Raw genomic sequence first — 25,290 nt, 5'->3', positions numbered from 1 at the left:
CATGCGTCTTCGTGATCTGCGCGCCGCTGTAATTCTGCCCCTATTGCTTTTGCCTGCCACCGCATTCGCCGCGCCCGCCGCCGCTCCGGCAGCGGCACCCGGTTCGACCGCCGCTGCCATCCCCGGCGCGCTTGATCGCGCGTTCGGCCAGCTTGCTGGCGCGCAGTCGGGCGGCACCCTTTCGATGTCGCTCCAGCTACTCCTGATCATGGGGCTGCTGACGATCCTGCCCAGCCTGATCCTGATGATGACCAGCTTCACCCGCATTCTGGTGGTACTCGGCATTCTGCGGCAGGCGCTGGGCCTGCAGCAGTCCCCCCCCAACCAGGTGCTGATCGGGCTTTCGCTGTTCCTGTCGCTGTTCGTGATGGCACCCACGCTCGACAAGGTGAACCAGACCGCGATCAGCCCCTATTCGGCCGGCACGATCAATGCCGAGCAGGCCATCGCCAACGCCGGCGCCGAATTCCACAAGTTCATGATCCGCCAGACGCGCGAGCACGATCTGTCGATGTTCGCCGACATGGCCCATGCGCCCAAGTTCGCGAGCAGCGCCGACGTGCCATTCTCGATCCTGCTGCCGGCTTTCGTCACCAGCGAACTGAAGACCGCCTTCCAGATCGGCTTCATGCTGTTCCTACCCTTCCTGGTGATCGACCTTGTCGTATCCTCGGTGCTGATGAGCCTTGGCATGATGATGATGAGCCCGACGATCGTGTCGATGCCGTTCAAGCTGCTGCTTTTCGTCCTTGTCGATGGATGGGCGCTGCTGATGGGCAGCCTTGCGTCGAGTTTCGGCTGATGGACGATACCGCCGCCCTTCTTGGCCTGGCCGACCGCATGTTGTGGGTTGCAGCGCTGGTCGCTGCCCCGGTCCTGCTCGCCAGCCTTGCCGTCGGTCTTGTCGTCGGCATCATCCAGGCCGCGACGTCGGTCAACGAACAGACGCTGACGTTCGTCCCCAAGCTTGCCATCACCGCGCTGGTGCTGGTTCTGCTCGGTGGAGCGATGCTCGGGCTCGTCGGGGATTTCCTCAAGGATGTCTTCGCCCAGATCGCCGTGACCGGACGCTGATCGGCGATGATCGCGCTCGACTTCGGCTTTGGCGCGCTGGAAGGGGAGTTCTGGCGGCTGGTCTTCGTGATGACCCGCATCGCCGCCGCCCTGTTTGCCGCACCGCTGTTCGGGGCGACCACCGTTCCACCACAGGTGCGCGTCATGGCAACGGGCGCGCTCGCGGTCCTCGTCTGTGGGTGGACGAATGTTGCAGCACCGCCCAACCTTCTCTCGCTTGCCGGAATGCTCGCCATTGCCAACGAGACCGTGCTCGGCCTGGCCATGGGCTTCGTGCTGCAGTTTTCCTTTGCCGCACCGCTGATCGCGGCAGAGCTTATCGGCGGCGGCATGGGCCTTTCGATCGCGACGACGGCCGATCCGGTCAGCGGCGCGCATTCGCCCGCGCTTGGCCAATACTTCTCGGTCGTGATGACGGTGCTGTTCCTGGGCCTTGGCGCCCATCTCGACTGGTTCTCGCTGCTGGTCGAAAGCTACCGCGCCTTCCCGCCGGGCACTGCCTGGTTCTCCGCCGGCCACATGGCGCAAGTCGCCGGTTTTGCGACGCAAATGTTCAGCATGGCGCTGGTCATTGCGCTTCCGGTCACGCTGCTGCTGCTGCTGGTCCAGGTCATGACCGGCGTGATCAGCCGCTCGGCACCCAGCCTGAACCTGTTCTCGCTCGGGCTTCCGGCAAGCGTGCTGGCGGGTCTGCTGGCCATGATCGCCTCGGCCCCGCTTGTCACCGATCGCCTCACCGATCTTGCCCACACCGCTGTCGCGCACAGCGCCTCGCTGATGGAGCGCTGAAGCCATGGCCGAAAGCGCCGGTGAAAAGACCTTTGCCCCGAGTGCCAAGCGCAAGAAGGACGCTGCAAAAAACGGCGACGTCCTTCGCTCGCGCGAATTGACGACGGCGGTCTCGATCCTGATCGGCGCGGTCTGGATGAGGCTTGCGGGCCCCTGGGTGCTCACCGCGCTCGGCGAAACCGCTCGCCGTGGACTGGTCTGGGATCGCGCCAGCCTCGACGATTTCACGCCCGGCACCCTGATCATCCAGGCGCTCGAAGCCGTGCTGCCGCCGGTGTTCGTGCTGGGCGGACTGATCCTGCTCTTTTCGCTCGCAGCCCAGCTGGGACCGGGCGGCGAAGGCCGCTGGGTCGCGGCCAACCTTGCGCCGAAGTATTCACGCATCGATCCGATGAGCGGGTTCAAGCGCATGCTCGGTCCACAAGGGTGGATCGAGATCGGCAAGGGGATCGCCAAGCTGGCGCTGCTCGGCACGATTGCCTGGAGCTGGCTGCACGGCCGGCTTGCCGCGCTGCTCGGGTTGGGCGGCGGCGAGGTCGTCAGCCAGCTGACCTATGCCTGGAATACCCTTCTCGCGCTGCTGTTCGCGCTCGGCGGTGGGCTCACCATCATCGCGCTGATCGATTTCCCGATCCAGTGGGTGCGCCGTTTCCTGCGTCTTCGCATGAGCCTTCAGGAGCTCAAGGACGAACACAAGGAAAGCGAAGGCAGTCCGGAACGCAAGGCGGCGATCCGGCAACGCCAGCGCGATATTGCCATGGGCGGCCTGCAGAAGGCGATGCGCGATGCGCAGTTCGTGGTGACCAATCCGACGCACTTCTCGGTGGCGCTGGCCTATGACCCGGATCGCGCTCCTGCACCGATCGTGCTGGCCAAGGGTCGCGGTGAAAAGGCGCTGGCGATGCGCGAGTTGGCCGCCGAACTGCGCGTCCCCACGCTCGAATATCCGGCGCTCGCCCGCTCGGTCTACTTCACCACGCGCGAGAACCAGACGATCCGTGAAGAGCTGTACGGCGCGGTCGCCTCGGTGCTTGCCTTCGTGCTCTCGCTCAAACGCGGCGAAACCCCCGCCCGCCCGCGCATCGACGTGCCGATCGAACTGCGCTTCGATGCCGAAGGGCGCCTCGAAAAACGCGATGCAAAACCCCCTGCCGGCGCTTAACAGCTTCGCCCGCCAACCGTTCTAGGACGTATGACCACCACCTCGACGACTTCGACCTCGACGACCTCGGCCACCTCGTCCAGCTCGGCCACGGCGAAGCTGGTCTCCGCGCTCGGCGGCGGCAGCGGCATCGATACCGCGAGCCTTGCCGAACAGCTTGCCAGCGCGCAGTTCGCATCGCGACTGGACCAGATCAGCTCGCGCAGCGACAAGCTCGCGACGCAGATCTCCGCCGCATCCACGCTCAAGAGCATGGTCTCGACGATCGCCTCCTCGTTCGGCGATCGCGTGCGCACGGGCGATCTGGCGGTCAACCCGCAGATCGCCAACAGTGCGGTCGCTACGGTTTCCAAGGGCTCGCTCACCGGCAGCGGCACATCCACGCTGGAGGTCACCTCGATCGCCAAGGGCCAGACCTTGGTCTCGCCCGCGATCAGCGGCGGCTCGACCGCCACCGTCGGCTCGGGCACGCTGACGCTCCGCTTCGGCACGATATCCGGCACGACCTTCACCGCCGACAGCAGCCGTGCTCAGGTTGATGTGACCGTGGCATCGGGTGCCACGCTCGCTGACGTGGCGAACGCCATCAATGCGAAGGGCGCGGGCGTAACCGCCTACGTCGCGACCGGCTCGAATGGCGCGCAGCTGGTGCTCAAGGGCAAGGACGGCGCCGCCAACGCCTTCCAGATCGAAGCCACCGAGGACGCGAGCGATCCAGGCCTGTCGGATCTGGCATGGACCCCGGCGGGTGACGCCACGCGGCTGAAGTCGAGCGCTACCGACGCAGCCTATGTCCTCGATGGCGTCTCGCGCACGTCGACCACCAACACCATCACCGACGCCGCTCCAGGCCTCACGCTGAAGCTCACCGGAACAAACGTCGGATCGCCGACGACGATCACCTTCTCCGATCCGGCAAGCGGAATTCAGACGGCGATGGAAGATCTCGTCTCCGCGCTGAACACGATGGTTTCGGAACTCAACACCGACACCGATCCCACATCCGGAACGCTGAACAACAATCCCGGCGCGCGCGAACTGCGGCGTCAGCTCAATTCGCTGGCGCTCAGCAAGGTCATGCCGAATGCCGCAACGGGCGAACCTTCCACCCTTTCCGACCTTGGCCTCAAGACCAACCGTGACGGCACGTTCACGCTCGACAGCACGCGTCTTTCCGCAACCTTGTCGAGCAGCCCCGCCGGTGCGGCCAAGATGTTCACGACGGGCCTCTATGGTGTCTACGCAACGCTAGATAAGATGTCTCGCGCGGTAACATCGACCTCCAGCGCCAACTCGCTGGGCGGTTCGATTACCAGCATGACGGCTCTGCAGAGCAAGCTTGCAACGCAGAAGAGCGACATCGAGACCAAGCAGGAAGAACTGCGCCAGAAACTGGTCACGCAATACGCTGGGCTCGATTCAAGGCTTTCGAGCTCGAAATCGACACTCTCCTTTCTCCAGGCCCAGATCGACGCCTGGAACGCCAAGTCCAACTAACCCGGAGAGGGAACGATGCTGCTCCACCGCGACCCTTGCGAAGCCTATCGCCGCGTCGATTTCGATGCACGGGTCAAGGGCGCGACGTCGTTGCAGCTGGTCGACCTGTGCCTCGAACAGCTTACCGGCTCGATCGGCCGGGCGATCTATGCCGAAGCCCATGGCGACAATGCCGCCAAGAGCGCTGCGCTCACCCGCGCCACCGCGGCGCTTACTGCACTGCAGCTGGGCGTGGATCCCGAAAACCCGACTGGCCCTGCGCTGATCCACATGTACCAGACCGCGCGCAAGAGCGTGCTCGACAGCGCGGTGCGTTTCGACGCTGCAACGCTTCAGGCGATCCGCGCCGATTTCATCGAGATCCGCGCCGCCATGCTGGGCAGCGCCGGCTGACGCCAGCCCCGGTTTCTCCACACATCTGAATCCCGCGCACAAAAAGGTCCGGAACCGCACGACGAGCGGTTCCGGACCAATAAGACGACGCGTCCAAGAAGGGGGGATAGAAACGCGTCGTCCGGGGTATTCCTGCGACCTTCAGGGCTCCCTCAACTCTGATTGCAACTGGAGAGGATTGCGGCACCGATATCGTCGAGCGGGACTTCGCGCGAAGCGGCATCCAGCGCGATCACGGCGTCCGGCGTTTCGGCAACGAGTGCCGTCTTGCGATCCTGGACGAAGGTCTCCATCCCGGAATCACGCAGCAGCTTCAGTCCCTTGGCGCCGTCCGCGCCCATTCCGGTCAACACCGCGCCAACCGACATGATCGCGGCGCGCGCGATCGAGCCGTAAAGCAGGTTCGCACTCGGCCGCGCACCTTCGACCGGGTCGCGCTGCAGCAGTCGCACCTTGGGTGGCTGACCGGCTTCGACCACCACGTGGCTCTGTGGATCGGCGGCGATATGGATCGTGCCCTGCGTCAGCGCTGCGCCATCGCGTGCAGCCTTGACGTTGCACTTGAGGTCGGTGTCGAGCCGCTTGATGAAGGTTTCGACCAGCATCGGCTCTGCCTGCAGGCACACCACGGTCGGCGGGCAGTTCTGCGGAAAGCCCGAAAGGATCGTGGTCAGCGCGTCGATGCCTCCCATCGAGGCGCTGAACGCCACGATGCGGCCGTTCCATTCGAAGGTCGCACCAGCATCGACATGCTGGCGCTGCCCAGCCTTGCGGTCCTTCACGTTCGAGTTGGCCGCAGCCAGCACGATTTTGCCGAGCTTGCCGACCGTTTTGGCGAACTGTTCGGGCGTCGCCTTCAGCGGCTTGGGGAAGCACTCGACCGCGCCCAGCTCAAAGGCCTTGAGCGACGTTTCGGTGCCGGCCTGCGTCAGCGAGGACAGCATGACAACCGGAAGCGGGTTCTTCTCCATGATCTCTTCAAGGAACTCGATCCCGCTCATGCCCGGCATTTCGACATCGAGCGTGATGACGTTGGGCTTCAGTTCCTCGATCTGTTCACGCGCATCGTCGGCGCTGCGGGCAGCGCCAACGACGCTGACGTTCTTCGCCTGATCGAGAATATCGGAGAACAGGGCGCGCATCGCCGCGGAATCATCGACCACCAGGACGCGTGCATCGTGCATTGGTTACAAGCCCTTGCTTTCAAATCAGTTCAAGGACGTCTGGAGCGACGCCCATGTCCTGCTGATAGCGCTCAACCGCCCAGCAAATTCCATCCCGCCTGATAGGTATCTCACCCTAAGCGGCGGGCAATCCGACCTTTGCCGCTTGGGCGCTAGTCCGCTGCTTCGAAGTGCCGCTCCACGCCAGCCGAATCGTCGGAAGCGTTCGCGGTTGAGGTCTCGCAAAGGGGGAACCCGAACCAATGCCGACGATCACCCTCCCGTCGAGGTGCGACCGCGCCGCAGCCGAAGCGCTGCTGCCCGAGATGGTCGCCGCGCTCGGCTCCGGGCCGCTCCACATAGATGCGCGCGAATGCACGCAGATCGGCCTGGCCATGCTCCAGGTCCTGGTCAGCGCGCGGCACACCGGTGAAGGCGCCATGATCGATCCTTCCGCCAGCTTGCGCGACACCGCCCGTCAGCTGGGGCTTGATGCGGAACTGTTCGATGGCGATCTGCGCGGAGGCGCGCTGTGAACGCCGAAGAAATTCAGGCCATCTTCTTCGCCGAATGCGAAGAATCGCTCGCCGCTGCCGAACAGGGTCTCGCGGCCTGCAAAGCCGGCACACAGGACGCCGACACCGTTAACGCCGTGTTTCGCGGCGTCCACTCGATCAAGGGCGGCGCCGGCGCTTTCGGTTACATCGCGCTGCAGGGTTTCACCCACACGTTCGAGACACTGCTGTCAGACGTTCGTGACGGCACCGTCGCGATCACCGCGCCGCTCGTGGACCTGCTGCTGCGCGCGCTCGATACGCTGAGCGATCATGTCAGCGCTGCCCGCGGGCAAGGCGATACGCCCGACGATGCGGCCCTCCAGGCCGAACTCACGGCCGCCATGGCCGCCAACGCCGGCAGCGCGGATGCACCCGCCACGCACGGTGCCGACGTCGAACCGGAAGCCGCGCCGGAAGCGGAAGCGGGCGCATCGGCAAGCGCGGACGATGATTTCGGCTTCGATTTCGATGCCATGCTCGACGACATTACCGGCGCCGTTGGGGGTTCCGCATCGGGCGGAGAAACGTCCGGGGAAGTGCCGGCCGATCAGGGCGGGTCTGCCGAACCCGCCGTCTGGCTGTTTAAGGTCCGGCCGCACGCGGGATCGATGCGCAACGGCAGCGAACCGCTGCTCATGCTGCGCGAGATGATCGCCCTGGGTGGCGCCTGCATCGAATGCGACATCGACGCGATTCCCCCGCTCGATACGCTCGACATCGGCACTGGCTACCTCGGCTGGACGTTCGGTTTCCCGCCCGAAGCGACCGAGGATTCGGTACGCGAAATCTTCGATTTCGTCGGCGATGAATGCGGCATCGCGGTGGGCGAAAGCGCGCCAATGCCGGCCGTCCAGCTGCCCGCGCCGCGCGCTGCTGCGCCAGCACCGGCCCCTGCCGCGCCTGCACCGGCAACGGCGGCCGCCCCGGCGGCGGCAGCGGCACCTGCCCCGCAGGCTGCATCCCCCGCGCCGGTTACCGCTTCGGTCACCGATCCGGCGCCCTCGCCGAGCGCCGCCCAGCAGGCAAGCGTTCCCGCTCCGCCGGCTCCAGGCCAGTCGATCCGCATTGAACTCGGCAAGCTCGACAAGCTGATCGACGCCGTGGGCGAGTTGGTCATCGCGCAGGCGATGATGGCCCAGCGCCTTGCCGGCGATGGCCTTGCCGTCACCGAAGAACTCGCCGTGCTCGAAGGCCTGACGCGCGACATTCAGGAATCGGCCATGGCGATCCGCGCCCAGCCGATCGGCTCGGTGTTCAGCCGCGTGCCACGCATTCTGCGCGAACTGACCGCCAGCACCGGCAAGCACGTCCGGCTCGAAGTCTCGGGCGAAAGCACCGAGCTCGACAAGACCGTGATCGAGCGCCTCGGCGAACCGCTCACCCACCTCATCCGCAACGCGGTCGACCACGGCATCGAATGCGCGGAAGACCGCATCGCGGCCGGTAAGTCGGCCGACGGCACGCTGACCTTGTCGGCTGAGCACCGTTCGGGCCGCATCCTCATCCGCATCGGGGACGATGGCCGCGGCATCAACCGCGAACGCGTACTGGCCAAGGCGATCGAAAAGGGCCTCGTCGCGCCCGACGTGCAGCTGTCGAAGGAGGAGATCGACGCGTTGATCTTCGCGCCGGGCTTCTCCACCGCGCAGCAAATTTCCAACATTTCCGGTCGCGGCGTCGGCATGGACGTGGTGCGCCAGAACGTGAAGGATCTGGGCGGCCGCATTACTATCGAATCCGAAGAAGGGCGCGGCACCACCTTCACTCTCACGCTACCGCTGACGCTCGCCATCTCCGACGGCATGATCGTCAACGTCGGTGACCAGACCCTGGTCGTGCCGCTCGCCAACGTCGTCGAAAGCCTTCGCCCCGATCCCAAGGAAGTTCAGGGCCTCGGCGCGGCGCGCGCAATGATCAACGTGCGCGGGCGCTTCATCCCGGTCGTGCCGCTGCACCTTGCGGTCGGCGCGCGGGGCGCGGTCGAAAAGGCCGACGAAGGCGTGCTGATCGTGGTCGAAACCGAACGCGCCGGGCGCGCCGCGCTGCTCGTCGACGCGATCTGCGACCAGCGCCAGGTCGTGATCAAGAGCCTCGACACGCATTACCGCTCGGTCGAAGGCGTCGCCGGCGCGACCATCCTCGGCGATGGCCGCGTCGCACTCATCGTCGATGTCGATGGCCTCGTCTCGCGCTCGCTGTCCGGCCAGTCGCTGGCGGAGGCCGCGTGAACCTGACCGCGACCTTCTCCGAGACGCTGCCGGGCATCAGCCCGGACGTCTACGGCCCCGCTGATTTCAAGGCGGTGAGCGATCTTGCGCACCGTGAAGCGGGGATCGTCCTGCCGCAGGGCAAGGCGATGCTGGTCTATTCGCGGCTGGCACCGCTGGTCCGCGCCTCGGGCTGCCAGACCTTCGGGGCCTACGTCATTCGCCTGCGCGAGGATGCGGCCGAGCGCAGCAAGGCGATCTGCGCGCTCACCACCAACCACACGTTCTTCTATCGCGAGGCGCATCACTTCGAACATTTCGAGCAGGACGTCCGCCCGCACCTCTTGTCGCGTCTCGAACGCGGCGACAAGGTGCGCCTGTGGTCGGCGGGCTGCTCCAGCGGCGAAGAGACATGGTCGCTGCTGATGACGCTGCTCGGCCCCGACCGCACCGCTGGTCAGGCAATCGCCCGGCGCGACGTTCGCCTGCTTGCCAGCGACATCGCCACCCACGCCATCGCCAAAGCCGAAGGCGGGACGTACCGCGCCGAAGATCTCAAGCCCGTGCCCGAGCCGCTCCGCCGCGCGTGGACCTCGGTCAGCGGCGAGGACGCCAAGATTGCGCCCGAAGTGCGCGGCCTTGCCCGGTTTCGCACGCTCAACCTGCTCGGCGATTGGCCGATGCAAGGACGTTTCGACGTGATCTTCTGTCGCAACGTGATGATCTATTTCGACAATCCCACAAAGGAACGGCTCGTCGCCCGCTTCGCGCAAATGCTGGTGCAGGGCGGCTGGCTTTACATCGGACACAGCGAGCGGGTCACCGGCCCGGCGCTCTCCGAGCTGTCGCCCATGGGCCCCACGATTTACCGGAGGAATGCGGCATGACCATCCGCGTCATCATCGTCGACGATTCGCCCACCATGCGCGCAATCCTGATGAGCCGCCTCGCCAAGGAGCCGGACATCGAAGTGGTTGCCGCTGCGGCCAATGCCGCCGAAGGTCGCCAGGTGATCCGCGAGTTGGACCCCGATGTGGTCACCCTCGACGTCGAGATGCCGGGGATGAACGGCCTCGATTTCCTCGAAAAGATCATGCAACTGCGCCCGACGCCAGTGATCATCGTCTCGGGTGCGACGCAGAAGGGTGCTGAAACCACCGCCCGTGCGCTCGCGCTGGGCGCGGTCGATTGCTACGCCAAGAGCGACAACAGCACCGGCCTGCCGATGGACGACAACGGCAAGCTTGCGCAGATGATCCGCGAGGCATCGAAGGTTACCTTCCATGCGCGTCCTGCCGCATCGGCCACGCCGGCGGCAGCCGCGGCGCAGCGCCAGTCAGTCCAGCGTATCACGACCGAAGCTCGCGGCTCCCTGCGCGAACGGCCACGTGTCATCGCAATCGGCTCGTCGACGGGGGGTGTGGAAGCGCTGCAAACCCTTCTCGGAGCATTCCCCGAAAACTGCCCGCCCACGCTGGTGGTCCAGCACATCAACGCCCGCTTCGCGCCCGCCGTGGCGCGCACGCTCGATGGGTCCTGCCCGCCCAAGATCGTCGTCGCCGAACCCGACATGCCGCTCAAGGACGGCCACGTCTACATCGCCCCGGGCGATGACCGGCACCTTCTGCTGGGCGGCGCCAACGCCCTGCTGACGACCAAGCTTCGCAAGGGCGAGCCGGTATCCGGCCACCTGCCCAGCGTCGATGTCCTGTTCGGTTCGGTTGCGGAACTGGTCGGTCCGCAGGCCGTGGGCATCCTCCTGACCGGCATGGGCAGCGACGGCGCGCGCGGCCTCCTCGCAATGTCGCAGAAAGGCGCGCACACCATCGCGCAGGATGAAGCGACTTGCACCGTGTTCGGCATGCCGCGCGCCGCGATTTCGCTCGGCGCGGCGGGTGTTGTCGCCCCCATCGGCCACATCGCGCGCCACGCGCTGAGCAAGGCTGCCTGACATGATGATGGAACGCCCCATCGCCGGCGCAGCGGCACGCCCGGTTGAGCGGGTCACCGTGATGCAGGGCCAGGCTGTCGCCACCAGCGATCCCTCGACCGAGTATTCGACCGTGCTCGGCTCCTGCGTCGCCACCTGCCTGTTCGATCCGGAAGCGCGGGTCGGCGGGATGAACCATTTCCTTCTGTCCGAACCGCCGGCCGGATGCGGCAACACTACGGTGGACGAACATTACGGCGTCTACCTGATGGAGCTTCTGGTCAACACGATGCTCGGCAAGGGCGCGCGCAAGGGGCGGCTCAAGGCGCACCTCTACGGCGGCGCCAACGTCAACCGCAACATGATGCGCATTGGCACCGCCAATGCCGAATTCGCCCGAGCCTTCCTGCAGAGGGAAGGCATCGAGCTGGTCCGCGAGGACCTTGGCGGCACTTGTGCCCGCCGCGTCGACTTCCGCCCGGCCTCCGGCCAGGTGCGCTGCCGCACGGTCGAGGATCGCCTCGCACCGCCCGTCCAACCCACCGGCCGTCCGGACAAGTCCACCGGCGACGTCGAACTCTTCTGAGCCTGAAGCGAGCCCGAGAAATGAGCAACACCACCCGCATCCTGACCGTAGACGACAGCCCGTCCATGCGCGCGCTGCTCAACCATGCCCTGACCACCCAGGGGTTCGACGTGGCCCAAGCCGAGGACGGCGTCGCCGCCCTCGACTGGCTCGCATTGAACGAAGTCGACGTGGTCATCACCGACATCAACATGCCGCGTCTCGATGGCTTCGGCCTGATCGAGAAGCTGCGCGAAGGCAGCCGCCACCGCGACCGTCCGATCCTCGTACTGACCACCGAAAGCAGCGAGGAAAAGAAGGCCCGCGCCCGCGCAGCCGGCGCCACCGGCTGGATCGTTAAGCCGTTCGATCCCCAGAAGCTCGTCGCCGCGGTCCGCCGCGTCGCTCACTGACCCATCCACCCGTTGCAGGAGGCCCGCGCCATGATCCGCGAACTCATCACATTCGAAGTCGAAGGCCAGGTCTTCGGGCTCGACATCATGTCGATCCGCGAGATTCGCGCATGGACGCCGACGACGCGGCTGCCACGTGTGCCGCACTATGTGGCGGGCGTCGTCAACCTGCGCGGCACCGTGCTGCCGGTCGTGGATCTGGCCGCGCGTCTCGGCTGGTCGGCAACCGAGCCGACCCCGCGCCACGCGATCATCGTTACTCAGCTGGGTGCGCAAGTGGGCGGCTGGATCGTGGATTCGGTGAGCGACATCGTCACCGTGCCCGACGAAGCGATGCAGCCGCCCCCGCCCACCGCCGGCCACGACACGGTGGTGCCGTTCCTCGAAGGCCTTGCCGCGATCGAGGACAAGATGGTGATGGTGCTCAATCTCCAGGCGCTGAGCGACGGCGCCCAGCTTGCGGAAGCCGCCTGACGGAACGGAAGGAAAAGCCGATGGCCAATCAGGCCACCCACCGTCAGATCGCGGTGGTGCTGGAAGAACTCGCGCAGGAAGTCGAAGCGCTCGGCGCGAGGCTGTGCACCGACATGGACATCGCCATGCGGCATATGGATTCGCTCCAGGGCATCGACCTGATCGCCCAGAAGCAACGCTCGCTTGCGGCGCTGCTCGATGCCGACTGTCCGATGGAGCAGATCGAAAAGATCGCCATCGACGTCCTGCGCGAACGCATGCGGATGCTCGGCACCGCCCACTGACGCGGGCCTCAGGATCAGCGACGGCCCGCTATGCGGGCGTCGTCGCATGCGCGCCTCATGGTTGCGCCCCGACTGTTTTCCTCTTTGCCAGGCTACGGCCCAAAGCGATCATCGGCTTTTCGATGTAAACGTACGAAAGCGAAGCCAAGATCGTCACCACGGCTCCGATCGTTGGCAGGATGCCGATAAACAAAGGCGATCCGAAGTACGACAACAGGCCATGCTGTTTCAACGCGTACAACGTCCCGTAGAGTATCAGTCCGTGGATCAGGTAGACGCCATAGCTGATATCGCCCAGCCACACCGCACTCGGGCGCTTCAGAATGCCAAAGATCGACAGGCCCCCGATCGAAGCCAGAAAGATCAACAGCGCCACCACCAGGGCAAGGGCGTTGTGTGAGTTGGGCACAAATCCGAGCAGGATCGCGGACGAGGCCGCCACGAGATGAAACATCCGCGAGGATATCACCGCTCTTCCCAGCTTATTCTCGTAAATGAAGGCAGAGGTGATCCCGCACAGGAAGTGCAGCATGTACAGCGGCGTCCCATCAAGCTCGCCGCGGATGCCCACCAAGACGATCGCAGCTGCGAGCAGGCCGAGCGAGCCGACGAACATTGATCCCCGGCTCAGCACACGCGACACGGCAAACAGCAGCGGCACGCCGAACAGGTAGAACGCCCATTCGAACTTCAGCGACCAGTTGACACCGGCAATCAGGGTCCAGCTCATCGCCATGCCGTTGATGTCGGGTCGGCCAAGGCAGACAAAGGCCAGCCATTGGACAAACTGCTTCAGCAACTCGGCCGGCGGCACTCTCAGCGTAAAGTCCGACAAGGCGAGCACCGCGGCGAACACGATCACGACGACAATGCTGTACAGCGGCGCCAGACGCGCGATGCGCGAGATGTAAAGCGAGCGCCAATTCAATGATCTGGCCGTACATTTCTCGGTGAACAGAAAGCCGGTGATCATGAAGAAAATGGCAACGGTGGTTTGCCCGAGGTGATTGAGAACCGGATTTCTGCTCCAGTCCCACGCGCCCGTCGTGAAATAGATATAAGCCGTCAGTGCATGATGCGTGACCACACCAAACGCGAGAATTCCGCGCAATCCATCCAGCGAGCCATACCGATCACTGGATACGGTGGTGCTTTGACGAAAGATGTCGATCTTCTGGATGACTCCGGAAAAAATCAGGAGAAATCCGAAAAAGGCAACGAACATCGCCGCCGAAAGCAATGCCGATTCATGGATCGTCTCGAGCGTGTTCACAATCTGGATCTTTTCCATTTTCAATCGCGGCGCATTCGGTACAGCCATCCTGACACGGTCGACCTACTGACCGGGTCCATCTCCACCGTGATGGAGTGGATGAGACTGGCCGGATGAGGCCTCGGCCGGATCGTGACAATGGCCATTGGTGCTTGGGCCACGCACACGTGGTCGCCTGCGAAGCCTACCTCGCTCAGAGCACCGGTTGAACACCATGAATGACGGCCTCCCGTCCCGCTGTGGATCAACTGTGGCGGTTGCACATCGAGCCGCAGCAAAAGGACGAGCTACCATTGTTGCACTGCGGCAGACTAGCAAGGCCCTTTCGATATTTCAGGAATTTTAGCCCCATGTCGTTCGGCCGCCGGTCGGGCACGGTTTGTCGCTCGTCGATGACCACACCCGCTGCCACCGCGAGCAAGCCAATGATTGCCAATGCAATCTTTCCGCAATCTGGCCGCGCCGCTGCTGTTCTCCTCGGCCCTTGCCACACCCGCCTTCGCTGCGGGTGATGCATCGACGAGCGCGCCGGAAACGGAAGCGCCGACCCCGGCGCTCGAATCCGGCAGGACCGTCTTTACCCCCGCTGACTTCGCGCGCTTCGCACCCCGCAACGCGCTCGACCTGCTGCGCGTCGTCCCCGGCTTCTCGATCCGCGAAGCCGAACAGGCGCGCGGCCTTGGTCAGGCGAGCGGCAACGTGCTGGTCAACGGCCAGCGCCTCTCGTCGAAATCGGATGACATCTACACCCAGCTCTCGCGCATTCCGGCAAGCACCGTCGAACGCATCGAGCTGGTCGATGCGGCCACGCTCAAGGTGCCCGGCCTGTCGGGCCAGGTCGCCAACATCATCGCCCGGACCGACAGCTTTTCGGGCCAGTTCCGCTGGGAGCCGCAAGTGCGCCCGCACTATGCCCACCCCCGGCTCTACGACGGCGAAATCTCGGTCAGCGGCCGGCAGGACTGGGTCGAGTATACCATAAGCCTCGTCAACGACGCCAACCGCGGCGCCGCCGGCGGCCCGACCACGATCCGCGACGCAGGCGGCAGGATCGTCGAACGCCGGCACGACGAACTGACCAGCGACGAAGACAATCCCAAGCTCGCCGGCCGCTTCGTCATCGATGGCCCCGGCTCGTCGGTCATCAACCTCAACGCCTCGATCCAGAAGATCTGGTCGCATTACGACGAACGCTCGCAGCGCACCCGCCTGCCCGCCGAAGCGCCGTGGGGCGGTCCCGATCGCCTGCGCCTGATCAAGGTTCGTAACGATACGTGGAACTGGGAAATGGGCGGCGATATCGACTTCGCGCTTGGCCCCGGCCGGCTGAAACTGATCGGCCTCAACCGCGAAAGCCACGAACCCTACCTGCAGACCGTCGTCACCTCCTATGCCGACCAGAGTCCCGCCGATGGCGATCTCTATGCCCAGGTCGGCGATACCAGTGAACGCATCGCCCGCGCCGAATACAGCTGGAAGATGTTTGGCGGCGATTGGCAGATCGCGGGCGAAGGCGCGTTCAACCGCCTCGACAACGTCGCCTCGGTCGGCACGCTCGCCGATGACGGCAGCTTCACCCGCGAACCCTTCCCCGGCGGCACGGGCGGCGTCGCCGAAGACCGCTACGATGCCAGCCTTTCGGTCAGCCGCCCGGTCTCGAAGACGGTCACGCTGCAGTTCGTCGGCGGCGCCGAATGGTCGACCTTGCGCCAGACCGGAGCCGACGGTCTGCAACGCCGCTTCTTCCGCCCCAAGGGCTCGCTCTCGCTCGCCTGGAAGCCGGACCCGACGTTTGACCTGTCGGTCCGCGTCCGCCGCCGCGTCGGGCAACTTTCGTTCTACGATTTCCTAGCCCGCCGCTTTCTCGACAACGGCAACGCCAACGCCGGCAATGCCGAGCTCGTGCCGCAGCAGGACTGGACGCTCGAGGTTGAGGCCAACAAGAACCTCGGCCGCTGGGGCTCGACCAAGCTGCGCTTCATCGGGCGGCAGGTGGAAGACTACGTCACCGTGGTGCCCGTGGGCCCCGACGGCGAATCCGTGGGCAACGTGCCCAGGGCCCGCGTCCGCATCCTGGAAAGCAACACCACGCTGCAGCTAGAACCGCTCGGCTGGAAGGGCGCGCGGGTCGATGTGCACCTGCTGCTGCAGCACACCCGGCTGACGGACCCGGTCACGCTGCGCACCATCACCTACAGCAACATTACCGACCGGCTTGCCGAGATCGAACTGCGCGACGATCTGCCCGGCACCAACTGGGCCATTGGCGGCTCGTTCAACTATTCGCACCAGTCGCTCGGCTACCGCGTCGGCGAATTCGGTCGAGACTGGGAGGGCCCTGTCTTCGCCGGGCTCTATGTCGAGAACAAGAACGTGTTCGGGCTCACCGTCCGCGCCTCGGCCGACAACCTGCTCAACGCCCGCCGGCGCTGGGACCGCGTGGTCTATGCCGGCCGCCGCGACCAGTCGCCGATCCTGTTCACCGAAACACGCAACCAGCTGATCGGACCGCTGTTCACGCTGCTCATCAAGGGCAGCTTCTGACGGGCTGCTGCGCTTTCCCCCTTCGCCCCACCCTGCTAGGGGCGCGCGATGCTTTCGATCCAGTCCCTTACCGTGCGCCTTGGCGGGCGCGAAATCCTGTCGCGCGCCTCGGCTGCCATTCCGCCCAAGGGCAAGGTCGGCCTGATCGGTCGCAACGGCGCGGGCAAGTCCACGCTGATGAAGGCGCTGATCGGCCAGATCGAGCCCGACGACGGCGAGATCGAGATGCCGCGCGGCACCCGCCTGGGCTACATCGCGCAGGAAGCGCCGGCCGGCGATGCCACGCCCTTCGAAACCGTGCTCGCCGCCGACAAGGAGCGCACCACGCTGCTCGAAGAAGCGGAAACCTGCACCGATCCCAACCGCCTGGGAGACGTGCACGACCGCCTGATCGCGATCGATGCCTACACCGCGCCTGCCCGCGCCTCGCGGATTCTCTCCGGCCTCGGCTTCGATGAAGAGATGCAGGGCCAGCCGCTCGACAGCTTCTCGGGTGGCTGGAAGATGCGCGTCGCGCTCGCCGCGCTGCTGTTCAGCCAGCCCGACGTGCTGCTGCTTGACGAACCGTCGAACCACCTCGATCTCGAAGCGACGCTCTGGCTCGAAAACTTCCTCAAGTCCTACCCCGCCACGCTGCTGGTGATCAGCCACGAGCGCGACCTGCTCAATTCGGTGTGCGACCACATCCTCCACCTTCAGGGCGGCAAGGTCACGCTTTACCCCGGCGGCTACGACAGCTTCGAACGCCAGCGGGCCGAACGCGCCGCCCAAGTCGCCGCCGCGCGCGCCGCACAGGAAGCGCAGGCCGAACGGTTGCGCGACTACATCGCCCGCAACAGCGCCCGCGCCTCCACCGCCAAGCAGGCGCAATCGCGCGCCAAGATGCTGGCCAAGATGCAGCCGATCGCGGCGATGATGGAAGATCCCTCGCTGTCGTTCGATTTCCCGGACCCGGAAGAACTGCGCCCGCCGCTGATCACGCTCGATCTGGCAGCCGTCGGCTATGCCGAAACGCCGATCCTGCGCCGGCTCAACCTGCGCATCGATCCCGACGATCGCCTTGCCCTGCTGGGTCGCAACGGCAACGGCAAGACCACGCTCGCGCGTCTGCTCGCTGCGCAGCTGGCGCCGATGGAAGGCGCCATGAACGCGGCCGGCAAGATGCAGATCGGCTACTTCACGCAGTATCAGGTCGAAGAGCTGGCGGGCGATGCCACCCCGCTCGAACACATGACCCGCGCCATGCCAGGCAAGACGCCCGCTGCGGTGCGCGCGCAACTGGGCCGCTTCGGCTTTTCCGGCCCGCGCGCCACGGCGCAGGTCGGCACGCTATCGGGCGGCGAACGCGCCCGCCTCGCCCTCGCGCTCGTCACGCGCGATGCCCCGCACATGCTGATCCTGGACGAGCCGACCAACCACCTCGACGTCGATGCGCGCGAAGCGCTGGTCCAGGCGCTCAACGAGTACAAGGGCGCCGTCCTGCTGATCAGCCACGATCGCCACATGGTCGAACTCACCGCCGATCGCCTCGTCCTTGTCGACGAAGGCACCGCGCGCGAATTCAACGGTTCGATGGAGGATTACATCGACTTCGTGCTGGGCCGCAACCAGCCGAAGGCCGAAGGCAGCGCCGGCGGCAAGGGCGGTAGCGGCAAGCAGGATCGCCGCGCCAATGCCCAGCTGCGCGAACAGTTGAAGGGCCTCAAGAAGACCGTGACCGAGGCGGAAACGCGCGTGGCCAAGCTCCAGGCCGAACTCAGCGAGCTCGATCGCGCGATGTTCGAGCCCGGCAGCGTCAAGGGCGATCTCGCCAAGCTGACCATGGGCCAGCTCTCGGAACGTCGCGGTCGCAAGGCTTCGGAACTGGAATACGCCGAAACCGCTTGGATGGAAGCCAGCGAAGCCTACGAACTGGCGCAGGAGCAAGGTGCATGAGCGTTGCCTTCCGCCGCGAAAGCGACGACGAACATCTCGAACCCAAGTTCGAAGTGCCGATCCCGCCCGGTCCTAACTGGGTCACGCCCACCGGCCTTGCCCTGATCGAAGACCGCGTCGGGCAGTTCGAAGCCTTGGTCGCCGCCGACCCCGACGAGACCGCGCTCGCGGCCGCCAAGCGGGACTTGCGCTACTGGAAGGCCCGCCGCGCCAGCGCCGAGCTCATCGCGCCTGCCGATGGGTCAAGCGTCGCCTTCGGCACGCGCGTCACCTTCCGCATGGGCGGGCAGGAGCGCACCATCGCCATCGTCGGCCATGACGAGGCGGACGCCGGCGAAGGCAAGGTCGCCTTCACCGCCCCGCTCCCGCGCGCGATGATGGATGCGGAAGCGGGCGAACGCGTCGATTTCAACGGCAAGGCCGAAGCCATCGAAGTCCTGAAGGTTGAGCCGATCTGACAAGCGGGCGCACGTCCGCCCCCCTATCCCCGTTCGCCCCGAGCCTGTCGAAGGGCCGCCGTACCCTCAACGGCACAGCGCGGCCTCGCAAACTCAAGTACGATCCTTCGACAGGCTCAGGATAAACGGAAAGAGTGAGCGTCCCGAGGTTCGCGCACGAACCTGACGGCCGAGCCACAGACCTCGCAAATCGATAGGGCTAAAACGCTCCGCAATCAGAACCCCGCCCGCCCTGAGCCTGTCGAAGGGCTGCCCTTCCCCTTGCGGAACAGCGCAGCCCCCAAGCCTCAGAGCGAACCTTCGACAAGCGCGGAAGGACGGGAGCATCAGCCCCCAGCCGTCCTCAGCGCTCGAAGCGCTTGGCCTTGTAGACCTTCTTGCGGAACGGCGCCCCTCCACTGGGCCGTTCGCCGCCGGGACGGTCCCCGCCGTGCGAGCGATCGCCATAGGGACGCTCGCCACCATGCGGACGGTCGCCGTTTGCGCGCTCACCGCGATGCGGCGGGCCGGCGCGGCGGTTGTCGCGGGCCATCTCGCGCGGCGGTTGGGCCGAATGCTCAATGGTGATGCCGCTCTCGTCGTCGCCTTCGACACCCGCCGTGCGGGCCACGGCATGGGCAAAGCGGTCGGCCGCCGCGCGCGGGATCTGGACGAAAGTCTCGTTGGCCGAAATGCGGATCGCCCCGATCTCGCCGCGCGTCACGTGGCCGCGACGGCAAAGCAGCGGCAGCAGCCAGCGCGGATCGGCGTTCTGGCGACGGCCGACGTCGAGCCGGAACCACACCACGTCCTCGAACCCGGGACGCTTGCGCTCGGCCCGCGCTTCGGGGCTGTTGCCGATCAGATCCTCGGGCTGCGGCAGCGCGGCCGAATGCGCGCGGACCAGCGCGATGGCCAGTTCCTCGGCGCTCTTGTGCGCCAGCAGTTCCTGGACCAGCGTGGCGTCGGCCTCGTCGGCCTCCACCGGCTGCAGCAGCGTGCCGAGCAGGCGTTCGCGGTCGGCGGCGCGGATTTCCTCCGGCCCCGGCGCATCGATCCACGCCGCTTCGATCCGCGCCCCGCGCAGCATCATTTCGACGCGGCGACGACGCGGGAACGGCACGACTATGACCGCGGTGCCCTTCTTGCCCGCGCGGCCGGTGCGGCCCGAACGGTGCTGCAGCGTTTCGGCATCGCGCGGGATTTCCACGTGCACCACCAGCGAAAGCGACGGCAGGTCGATGCCGCGCGCGGCCACGTCGGTGGCAACGCAGACGCGGGCGCGGCGATCGCGCAAGGCCTGCAGCGCGTTGTTGCGTTCCGACTGGCTGTGTTCGCCCGACAGCGCCACGGCAGCAAAGCCGCGTTCGACCAGCAGCGCGTGCAGCCGCTTGACGTTGTCGCGCGTCGCGCAGAACAGGATCGCGGTTTCCGCTTCGTGCAGGCGCAGCAGGTTGACCACGGCGTGCTCTATGTCGGCCGGCGCCACGGTCACCGCCTGGTAGGCGATGTCGCCATGCCCGCGCGCCGCATTCATCGTCGAAATGCGCAGCGCATTGTCGGTGTAGCGGCTCGCCAGCATCTCGATCGGACGTGGCATCGTGGCCGAGAACAGCAGCGTGCGGCGGCCCTGCGGCGTCGCGTCGAGCAGTTCCTCCAGATCCTCGCGGAAGCCCATGTCGAGCATCTCGTCCGCCTCGTCGAGCACCACCGCGCGCAAGCTCGACAAGTCGAGCGCGCCGCGTTCGATATGGTCGCGCAACCGGCCCGGCGTGCCGACCACGATATGCGCGCCGAAGTTCAGCGTACGGCGCTCGCGCATCGGGTCCATGCCGCCAACGCAGGTGGCGATGCGCGCACCGGTTTCGGCATAGAGCCACTCGAGCTCGCGGCTGACCTGAAGCGCCAGTTCGCGGGTGGGCGCAATCACCAGCGCCAGCGGCGCACCGGCCTGGGGCAGCACGCCTTGCTCGCCCAGCAGCTCGTCGCTCATGGCCAGGCCGAATGCCACGGTCTTGCCAGAGCCGGTCTGGGCAGAAACGATCAGATCGCGACCCTTGGCTTCGGCCTCGATCACGGCGGCCTGCACCGGCGTCAGCGCCGAATAGCCATGGCCGGTCAGCGCCCGGTCGAGCGCGGAATTAAGTCCTTCGAATGTCATAACAAATGCCTATGGAGCGGGTGTGCGGCCCGATCTTTTCTTGTCGTTGTCGTGGATGCCGCTCCCACCGCGGCAGTGATGCCCTTTGCGCACACGCCCGGGCCATCGTTGCGCTGCCCCCTACAGCAAGTCAGGCGGCTTGGCTTGCACTTTTTTCGGCGATTACAGATCAGGGAGCGTCTGGCTGGCAAAGCCCCAGCCGGCAAGGCCCTTGCCCTTGGCGCGCCGCAGCAGCGTTTCGGCATCGCGGATCGAGTAGGGATGCGCGCTGTCGAACTGGTGGAACTCGCCCCACGCAATCGGCAGCGCGACCGACGCCCCGGCCCGCGCCCGCGCCGAATAGGGGGTGACCGCCGTCGCCCCGCGCTGGTTGCGCAAGTAATCGATGAAGATCTTGCCCACGCGCTTCGCCTTGCTCATCGTGGCGATGAAGCGGTCGGGCTCGGCCATCGACAGCGCCTCGGCAAAGCGCCGCGCGAAGTCCTTGTGCGCCTCCCACGAATGGCCCGGCATCAGCGGCACCACCACGTGCACGCCCTTCCCGCCCGACAGCATGGCAAAGCTGGCAAGCCCGATGTCGGCCAGCCGGTCGTGCAGGTGCCTTGCCGCGCGGCGGACCTCGTCCCAGCCGAGCCCCTCGTCGGGATCGAGGTCGAAGATCATCCGGTCCGGCGCCTCGACATCGTCCACCCGCGCGCCCCAGGTATGGAACTCGATCGTGCCCATCTGCACGCAGGTCAGCAGCCCCGCGGCATCCTCGACGTAAATGTAGTCCTCGGCATGCCCATCCTTCTCGGCGATCGGCACCTGCCGCACGTGATCGCCGAAGCTGCCGCTATCGTGTTTCTGGAAAAAGCACTTCTTGCCGCGCCCTTGCGGACAGCGCACCAGACTCACCGGACGGCTTCCCACGAACGGCAGCATCAGCGGCGCCATCTGGGCGTACCAGTCTGCCAGCATGCCCTTGGTTTCGCCGCTTTCAGGAAAGATCACCCGGTCGCGATTGCTGATCTTCACCTCGGCGCCCGCGTCCCCCTCCTCGGGCGCTGCCTCCACCCGCTCGGGCACGACTTGCGACGCGGGCTTGTCGCCCCGCAGCCCGACGAAACTCGCGTGGCGCACGGATCCCTCGGCGGTGAATTCGGCAAAGGCGATTTCGGCCACCAGCTCGGGTCTGATCCATGTCACCCCGCGCCGGTCTTCGCGCGGCACTTCGGCAGGGGGCGTCTCCACCACCAGCTTGCCCATAGCTGCGGCCAGTTCCTCCATCGCCCCGCCGCCGAAGCCGGTGCCGACATTGCCCTTGTAGACCAGCCGCTTGCTCTCGTTCTGCGCCAGCAGCAGCGAAGCAAACGGCCGTCCCCGCGCGCTCGACTTCTTCCAGCCGATGATCACGAACTCCTGCCGCAGGATGCACTTCACCTTCAGCCAGCTCTTGCTGCGCCGGTTCTGGTACGGCGCGTCGATCCGTTTGGAGATCACGCCCTCCTGCCCTGCGGCGCACATCGCCTTGAACAGCTTTTCGCCCGCGCCGATCACGTGGTCGGCCACGTGGATCGGCGGCTTGGCCTGCGCCAGCAGAGCGTGGAGCCGCTCCTTGCGCTCGATATTGGGCAGCGCGGCCAGATCCTCTCCATCCAGCTCGAGCAGGTCGAAGGCGTGGAACGAAAGCGGCGTCGTCTCATCCTGCGCGCCGTGGCCGCGCTTCAGCACTTTCTGCAGGCTCGAAAAGTCGGGATTGCCCTTGTCGTCATAGGCGACGATCTCGCCGTCGATCAGCGCAGGCGGCAGTTCCAGCCTGGCAAGCTCGCGCACCAGCGGGGCGAACTTGTCGGTCCAGTCGAGCCCGTTGCGGGTATAGACGCGGACCTCCGCGCCATTGGTCGCGACCAGCGCGCGATAGCCGTCGAACTTGATCTCGTGCATCCAGCCATTCCCGGCCGGCACGCTGTCCACCAGCGTGGCCAGCTGCGGCGTGCGAAATGCGGGCAAGCCCCCCGCGCCCTGTGCCGCCCTGCCTGCCTTCTTGCGCGCCGGCGCAACCTTGGCGTTGCGCTTGGCCGCTGCCTCCATCTCGGCGGCAAAGGCCTTGCCCTTCTTGCCTTTCAGCGAATGCGCGCCTTTCACGTCGCCCTCGATCTCGGCCATCGTCCGCCCGGTCAGTACTGAGGTCAACCCGCGCTCCACCAGCACGTCGCCCTTTTCGGCGAAGGCATCCTCCACCTTGCGCAGCAGCCAGTTTTCGCGGGTTTCCTTCCCCCTCGGCTTCAGCCGGAAGATGATCCACTCCCCCTTCATCCGCTCGCCCTCGAGCGTGAAGTGCAGGTGCCCCTTGTCGAGATCCTTGGCCGACTTGCCCGCGATCGGCGCCCAGGTGCCCCGGTCCCACAGCATCACGGTGCCGCCGCCATATTCGCCCTTGGGGATCGTCCCCTCGAACTCGGCATAGGACAGCGGATGGTCCTCGGTCCGCACCGCCAGCCGCTTGTCGTCCGGGTCAGGGCTCGGCCCGCGCGTCACCGCCCAGGACTTGAGCACGCCGTCGATTTCCAACCGGAAATCCCAGTGCAGCCGCGTTGCATCGTGCTTCTGCACGATGAAGCGATTGCCGCCCTTCCCCGCCGCGCGCTTGCCCGCGGGCTCCGCGGTCTTCGCGAAATCGCGCTTGGCGTTATAGGCTTCAAGCGGATCGACCGGCTTCTTCGCCATGGCTCAGGCCTTCTTCCGCCGCGGCGCAGCGGCGGGCTTTGTCGTCGAACGCTTGGGCTGCGCGGCCTTCTTCGCGGCGGGCTTCTTCTCCGCGCCGCCGCCATCGCCCGAACCCAGCGATTTCTTCAGCGCCGCCATCAGGTCGATCACGTTGCCACCGCGCGGCGCCGGTTCGGACACATCCTCCAAGATCTTCTTGCCCCGCGCCTTCACCTTCTTTTCCACCAGCCGGTGCAGCGCATCGACATAGCGGTCGTGGAATTCCTCGGGCTTGAACGGCGCGGTCTTCTTCTCGATCAGCGTGGTGGCCAGGTCGAGCAGGTCTTCGGACGGCGCATCGTCGGGGATCTCGGCAAAGAACCCGCGCGCCTTGTGCACCTCGTCGGCATAGCGCAGCACTTCCAGCACGATGCCCCGCCCGCACGGCTTCAGGCTCACCAGCTGCTCGCGCCCGCGCACCGAAAGCTGCCCCAGCGCCACCTTGCCCGCCGCGCGCAAAGCCTCGCGCAGCACGACATAGGCTTCTTCGGCCAGATCGTCCGCCGGCACGACGTAGTACGGCTTTTCATACCACAGCGGCTCGATCTCGTCGGCGCCCACGAACTGCACCAGCTCAAGCGTCTTGCGGCTCTCGATCTTGACCGCCTCGATCTCGTCATCGTCGAGCAGCACGTATTCGCCCCGGCTCACTTCATAGCCCTTGACGATCTCGTCGCGATCGACCGGGCCGATCCCGGCCACCACCTTCTCGTAATTGATCGGCTTGCCGCTTGGCTCGTGAATCTGGCGGAACGCGATCGCCGCCCCCGATCGCGTGGCCGAATAGACCTCGACCGGAATGGAAACCAGCGCCAGCCGGATCTGCCCTTGCCAATATGCCCTTGCCGCCATGATCGCCTGCCTCGCTTCTCGCCGTGCAAGGTCTAGAATCCGGCTGGCCACACAGGTTCCCGGTGCAAAACTGTGGTGCCTCTTGCAACGGCGCTGGACTTGGCCTGCCGCCATCGTCCATTGACGGCATCATCATGTGGCAACTCTATCAGTTCCCCCTCTGCCCCTTCTCGCGCAAGGTGCGCCTGCTGATGTCCGAAAAGGGCATCGCCTACGATCTCATCCGCGAAAACCCGTGGGAGCAGCGCGACGAATTCCAGAATCTCAACCCCGCGCTGCGCACGCCGGTGATCCACAATCCCGAACGCCAGATCACCATCGTCGACAGCCGCGCGATCTGCGAATATTTCGAGGAGACCGTCGACAAGGCGCCGATGATCAACGGCACGGCCACCAACCGGGCCGAAATCCGCCGCCTGATCGCGCTGTTCGACGAAAACTTCTTTGCCGACGTCACGCACCCGCTGCTCGAAGAGCGGATGAAGAAGCGGCTGGTCTATCGCCAGTCGCCCGACAGCCGCATCCTGCGCGAAGCGATGCGCATGGCGAACCTGCACCTCGATTACATCGATTACCTGATCGACCATCGCCCCTGGCTCGCGGGCGCGACGATGAGCCTTGCCGATCTTGCGGCGGCAGCGCAGATTTCGGTGGCGGACTATCTTGGCGGGATCGACTGGTCGCAGCACGAACAGGCAAGGGGGTGGTACTCTGTGTTCAAGAGCCGCCCCAGCTTTCGACCGCTACTTTCCGAACGGATGGACGTGATCCACCCGCCGACGCACTACGCCGACGTCAACGCCTGATCCCGCGCAGCGCGTGATGGAGGGCT

At 65.8% G+C, this 25,290-nt stretch carries 23 protein-coding genes; 18 read left to right on the top strand and 5 right to left on the bottom strand.

Translation table 11 applies throughout. From position 1 onward, the window contains the following. Position 1 precedes the first annotated feature (1 nt). Genes fliP through HHL27_RS04520 form a run of 6 tightly spaced genes read left to right on the top strand, consistent with a single transcriptional unit; the run spans position 2 to position 4,915 of the window. Positions 2-802 (top strand): flagellar type III secretion system pore protein FliP, encoded by an 801-nt coding sequence (gene fliP / locus HHL27_RS04545; RefSeq protein ID WP_169492213.1) that lies wholly within the window; start codon positions 2-4, stop codon positions 800-802. Continuing rightward, complete coding sequence (locus tag HHL27_RS04540) at positions 802-1,074, top strand: flagellar biosynthetic protein FliQ (RefSeq protein ID WP_169492212.1); 273 nt, start codon at positions 802-804, stop codon at positions 1,072-1,074. The genes fliP and HHL27_RS04540 overlap by 1 nt, the downstream gene beginning before the upstream one ends. A 6-nt stretch (positions 1,075-1,080) precedes the next feature. After that, positions 1,081-1,863, top strand: coding sequence for a flagellar biosynthetic protein FliR (fliR, locus tag HHL27_RS04535; RefSeq protein WP_169492211.1), 783 nt, complete (start codon positions 1,081-1,083; stop codon positions 1,861-1,863). 4 nt (positions 1,864-1,867) lie between these two features. Then, positions 1,868-3,025, top strand: coding sequence for an EscU/YscU/HrcU family type III secretion system export apparatus switch protein (locus tag HHL27_RS04530; RefSeq protein WP_169492210.1), 1,158 nt, complete (start codon positions 1,868-1,870; stop codon positions 3,023-3,025). Positions 3,026-3,055: 30 nt separating this feature from the next. Continuing rightward, on the top strand, positions 3,056-4,522 hold the full coding sequence (fliD, locus tag HHL27_RS04525; protein ID WP_169492209.1) for a flagellar filament capping protein FliD: 1,467 nt from the start codon (positions 3,056-3,058) through the stop codon (positions 4,520-4,522). A gap of 15 nt (positions 4,523-4,537) precedes the next feature. Continuing rightward, positions 4,538-4,915 carry a flagellar protein FliS gene (locus tag HHL27_RS04520; RefSeq protein ID WP_169492208.1) on the top strand — a complete coding sequence of 126 codons (378 nt, stop codon included), beginning with the start codon at positions 4,538-4,540 and terminating at the stop codon, positions 4,913-4,915. A gap of 152 nt (positions 4,916-5,067) precedes the next feature. Here HHL27_RS04520 and HHL27_RS04515 read toward each other — a convergent pair whose 3' ends face one another. Continuing rightward, positions 5,068-6,099 (bottom strand): chemotaxis protein CheB, encoded by a 1,032-nt coding sequence (locus HHL27_RS04515; protein ID WP_169492207.1) that lies wholly within the window; start codon positions 6,097-6,099, stop codon positions 5,068-5,070. Positions 6,100-6,341: 242 nt separating this feature from the next. Here HHL27_RS04515 and HHL27_RS04510 point away from each other — a divergent pair, with 242 nt between their 5' ends. Genes HHL27_RS04510 through HHL27_RS04475 form a run of 8 tightly spaced genes read left to right on the top strand, consistent with a single transcriptional unit; the run spans position 6,342 to position 12,508 of the window. Further along, entirely contained in the window at positions 6,342-6,614 is a 273-nt protein-coding gene (locus HHL27_RS04510) for an STAS domain-containing protein (RefSeq protein WP_169492206.1), read from the top strand. After that, the gene (locus HHL27_RS04505; protein WP_169492205.1) at positions 6,611-8,863 is read left to right on the top strand and encodes a chemotaxis protein CheW; all 2,253 of its coding nucleotides are present in this window, start codon (positions 6,611-6,613) and stop codon (positions 8,861-8,863) included. Before HHL27_RS04510 ends, HHL27_RS04505 begins: the two co-directional genes overlap by 4 nt. Beyond that, a complete protein-coding gene (locus tag HHL27_RS04500; RefSeq protein WP_169492204.1) occupies positions 8,860-9,729 on the top strand; it encodes a CheR family methyltransferase in 870 nt (289 codons plus the stop codon). The genes HHL27_RS04505 and HHL27_RS04500 overlap by 4 nt, the downstream gene beginning before the upstream one ends. Next, positions 9,726-10,793: a chemotaxis-specific protein-glutamate methyltransferase CheB gene (gene cheB / locus HHL27_RS04495; RefSeq protein ID WP_169492203.1), complete on the top strand. Its 1,068-nt coding sequence runs from the start codon at positions 9,726-9,728 to the stop codon at positions 10,791-10,793. The genes HHL27_RS04500 and cheB overlap by 4 nt, the downstream gene beginning before the upstream one ends. Before the next feature lie 4 nt (positions 10,794-10,797). Beyond that, entirely contained in the window at positions 10,798-11,358 is a 561-nt protein-coding gene (locus tag HHL27_RS04490) for a chemotaxis protein CheD (protein WP_169492779.1), read from the top strand. Positions 11,359-11,378: 20 nt separating this feature from the next. Continuing rightward, complete coding sequence (locus HHL27_RS04485; RefSeq protein ID WP_169492202.1) at positions 11,379-11,750, top strand: response regulator; 372 nt, start codon at positions 11,379-11,381, stop codon at positions 11,748-11,750. Positions 11,751-11,780: 30 nt separating this feature from the next. Continuing rightward, positions 11,781-12,224: a chemotaxis protein CheW gene (locus tag HHL27_RS04480; RefSeq protein WP_169492201.1), complete on the top strand. Its 444-nt coding sequence runs from the start codon at positions 11,781-11,783 to the stop codon at positions 12,222-12,224. A 20-nt stretch (positions 12,225-12,244) separates the two neighbouring features. After that, positions 12,245-12,508: a hypothetical protein gene (locus HHL27_RS04475; protein ID WP_169492200.1), complete on the top strand. Its 264-nt coding sequence runs from the start codon at positions 12,245-12,247 to the stop codon at positions 12,506-12,508. Positions 12,509-12,563: 55 nt separating this feature from the next. Here HHL27_RS04475 and HHL27_RS04470 read toward each other — a convergent pair whose 3' ends face one another. After that, positions 12,564-13,781 carry an acyltransferase family protein gene (locus HHL27_RS04470; RefSeq protein WP_169492199.1) on the bottom strand — a complete coding sequence of 406 codons (1,218 nt, stop codon included), beginning with the start codon at positions 13,779-13,781 and terminating at the stop codon, positions 12,564-12,566. A gap of 435 nt (positions 13,782-14,216) precedes the next feature. Between HHL27_RS04470 and HHL27_RS04465 the strand changes: the two genes are divergently transcribed. From HHL27_RS04465 to HHL27_RS04455, 3 genes are read left to right on the top strand one after another with little or no spacing between them, the layout of a single operon-like run. Next, a complete protein-coding gene (locus tag HHL27_RS04465) occupies positions 14,217-16,325 on the top strand; it encodes a TonB-dependent receptor plug domain-containing protein (protein ID WP_169492198.1) in 2,109 nt (702 codons plus the stop codon). Between the two features lie 48 nt (positions 16,326-16,373). After that, positions 16,374-18,260: an ABC-F family ATP-binding cassette domain-containing protein gene (locus HHL27_RS04460; RefSeq protein ID WP_169492197.1), complete on the top strand. Its 1,887-nt coding sequence runs from the start codon at positions 16,374-16,376 to the stop codon at positions 18,258-18,260. After that, positions 18,257-18,718 (top strand): GreA/GreB family elongation factor, encoded by a 462-nt coding sequence (locus tag HHL27_RS04455; RefSeq protein WP_169492196.1) that lies wholly within the window; start codon positions 18,257-18,259, stop codon positions 18,716-18,718. The genes HHL27_RS04460 and HHL27_RS04455 overlap by 4 nt, the downstream gene beginning before the upstream one ends. 343 nt (positions 18,719-19,061) lie before the next feature. Here the strand turns inward: HHL27_RS04455 and HHL27_RS04450 are convergent, their stop codons facing one another. The 3 genes from HHL27_RS04450 to ku all read right to left on the bottom strand — a co-directional run bounded on the left by HHL27_RS04450 (position 19,062) and on the right by ku (position 24,458). After that, entirely contained in the window at positions 19,062-20,858 is a 1,797-nt protein-coding gene (locus HHL27_RS04450; protein ID WP_169492195.1) for a DEAD/DEAH box helicase, read from the bottom strand. Positions 20,859-21,020: 162 nt separating this feature from the next. Further along, a complete protein-coding gene (gene ligD / locus HHL27_RS04445; RefSeq protein ID WP_169492194.1) occupies positions 21,021-23,567 on the bottom strand; it encodes a DNA ligase D in 2,547 nt (848 codons plus the stop codon). A gap of 3 nt (positions 23,568-23,570) precedes the next feature. After that, the gene (gene ku, locus HHL27_RS04440) at positions 23,571-24,458 is read right to left on the bottom strand and encodes a non-homologous end joining protein Ku (RefSeq protein ID WP_169492193.1); all 888 of its coding nucleotides are present in this window, start codon (positions 24,456-24,458) and stop codon (positions 23,571-23,573) included. A 134-nt stretch (positions 24,459-24,592) separates the two neighbouring features. On the opposite strand from ku, the gene HHL27_RS04435 reads away from it, so the two are divergent. Further along, positions 24,593-25,264: a glutathione S-transferase family protein gene (locus tag HHL27_RS04435; RefSeq protein ID WP_169492192.1), complete on the top strand. Its 672-nt coding sequence runs from the start codon at positions 24,593-24,595 to the stop codon at positions 25,262-25,264. The last annotated feature ends 26 nt before the right edge of the window (positions 25,265-25,290 follow it).

The organism is Novosphingobium olei (genome assembly GCF_012927405.1).
GTDB classification, from domain to species: domain Bacteria; phylum Pseudomonadota; class Alphaproteobacteria; order Sphingomonadales; family Sphingomonadaceae; genus Novosphingobium; species Novosphingobium olei.
Note: the sequence above shows the minus strand (reverse complement) of the source record. Positions and strands in the feature narration are given on the sequence as shown.

Coding starts and splice junctions, on each gene's coding strand:
- HHL27_RS04455 (WP_169492196.1), top strand. CDS start 18,257: ATGAGCGTTGCCTTCCGCCGCGAAAGCGACGACGAACATCTCGAACCC.
- HHL27_RS04435 (WP_169492192.1), top strand. CDS start 24,593: ATGTGGCAACTCTATCAGTTCCCCCTCTGCCCCTTCTCGCGCAAGGTG.
- HHL27_RS04480 (WP_169492201.1), top strand. CDS start 11,781: ATGATCCGCGAACTCATCACATTCGAAGTCGAAGGCCAGGTCTTCGGG.
- HHL27_RS04530 (WP_169492210.1), top strand. CDS start 1,868: ATGGCCGAAAGCGCCGGTGAAAAGACCTTTGCCCCGAGTGCCAAGCGC.
- HHL27_RS04520 (WP_169492208.1), top strand. CDS start 4,538: ATGCTGCTCCACCGCGACCCTTGCGAAGCCTATCGCCGCGTCGATTTC.
- HHL27_RS04460 (WP_169492197.1), top strand. CDS start 16,374: ATGCTTTCGATCCAGTCCCTTACCGTGCGCCTTGGCGGGCGCGAAATC.
- fliP (WP_169492213.1), top strand. CDS start 2: ATGCGTCTTCGTGATCTGCGCGCCGCTGTAATTCTGCCCCTATTGCTT.
- HHL27_RS04540 (WP_169492212.1), top strand. CDS start 802: ATGGACGATACCGCCGCCCTTCTTGGCCTGGCCGACCGCATGTTGTGG.
- HHL27_RS04475 (WP_169492200.1), top strand. CDS start 12,245: ATGGCCAATCAGGCCACCCACCGTCAGATCGCGGTGGTGCTGGAAGAA.
- HHL27_RS04515 (WP_169492207.1), bottom strand. CDS start 6,099: ATGCACGATGCACGCGTCCTGGTGGTCGATGATTCCGCGGCGATGCGC.
- HHL27_RS04490 (WP_169492779.1), top strand. CDS start 10,798: ATGATGGAACGCCCCATCGCCGGCGCAGCGGCACGCCCGGTTGAGCGG.
- HHL27_RS04450 (WP_169492195.1), bottom strand. CDS start 20,858: ATGACATTCGAAGGACTTAATTCCGCGCTCGACCGGGCGCTGACCGGC.
- fliR (WP_169492211.1), top strand. CDS start 1,081: ATGATCGCGCTCGACTTCGGCTTTGGCGCGCTGGAAGGGGAGTTCTGG.
- HHL27_RS04485 (WP_169492202.1), top strand. CDS start 11,379: ATGAGCAACACCACCCGCATCCTGACCGTAGACGACAGCCCGTCCATG.
- ku (WP_169492193.1), bottom strand. CDS start 24,458: ATGGCGGCAAGGGCATATTGGCAAGGGCAGATCCGGCTGGCGCTGGTT.
- HHL27_RS04465 (WP_169492198.1), top strand. CDS start 14,217: ATGCAATCTTTCCGCAATCTGGCCGCGCCGCTGCTGTTCTCCTCGGCC.
- cheB (WP_169492203.1), top strand. CDS start 9,726: ATGACCATCCGCGTCATCATCGTCGACGATTCGCCCACCATGCGCGCA.
- ligD (WP_169492194.1), bottom strand. CDS start 23,567: ATGGCGAAGAAGCCGGTCGATCCGCTTGAAGCCTATAACGCCAAGCGC.
- HHL27_RS04510 (WP_169492206.1), top strand. CDS start 6,342: ATGCCGACGATCACCCTCCCGTCGAGGTGCGACCGCGCCGCAGCCGAA.
- fliD (WP_169492209.1), top strand. CDS start 3,056: ATGACCACCACCTCGACGACTTCGACCTCGACGACCTCGGCCACCTCG.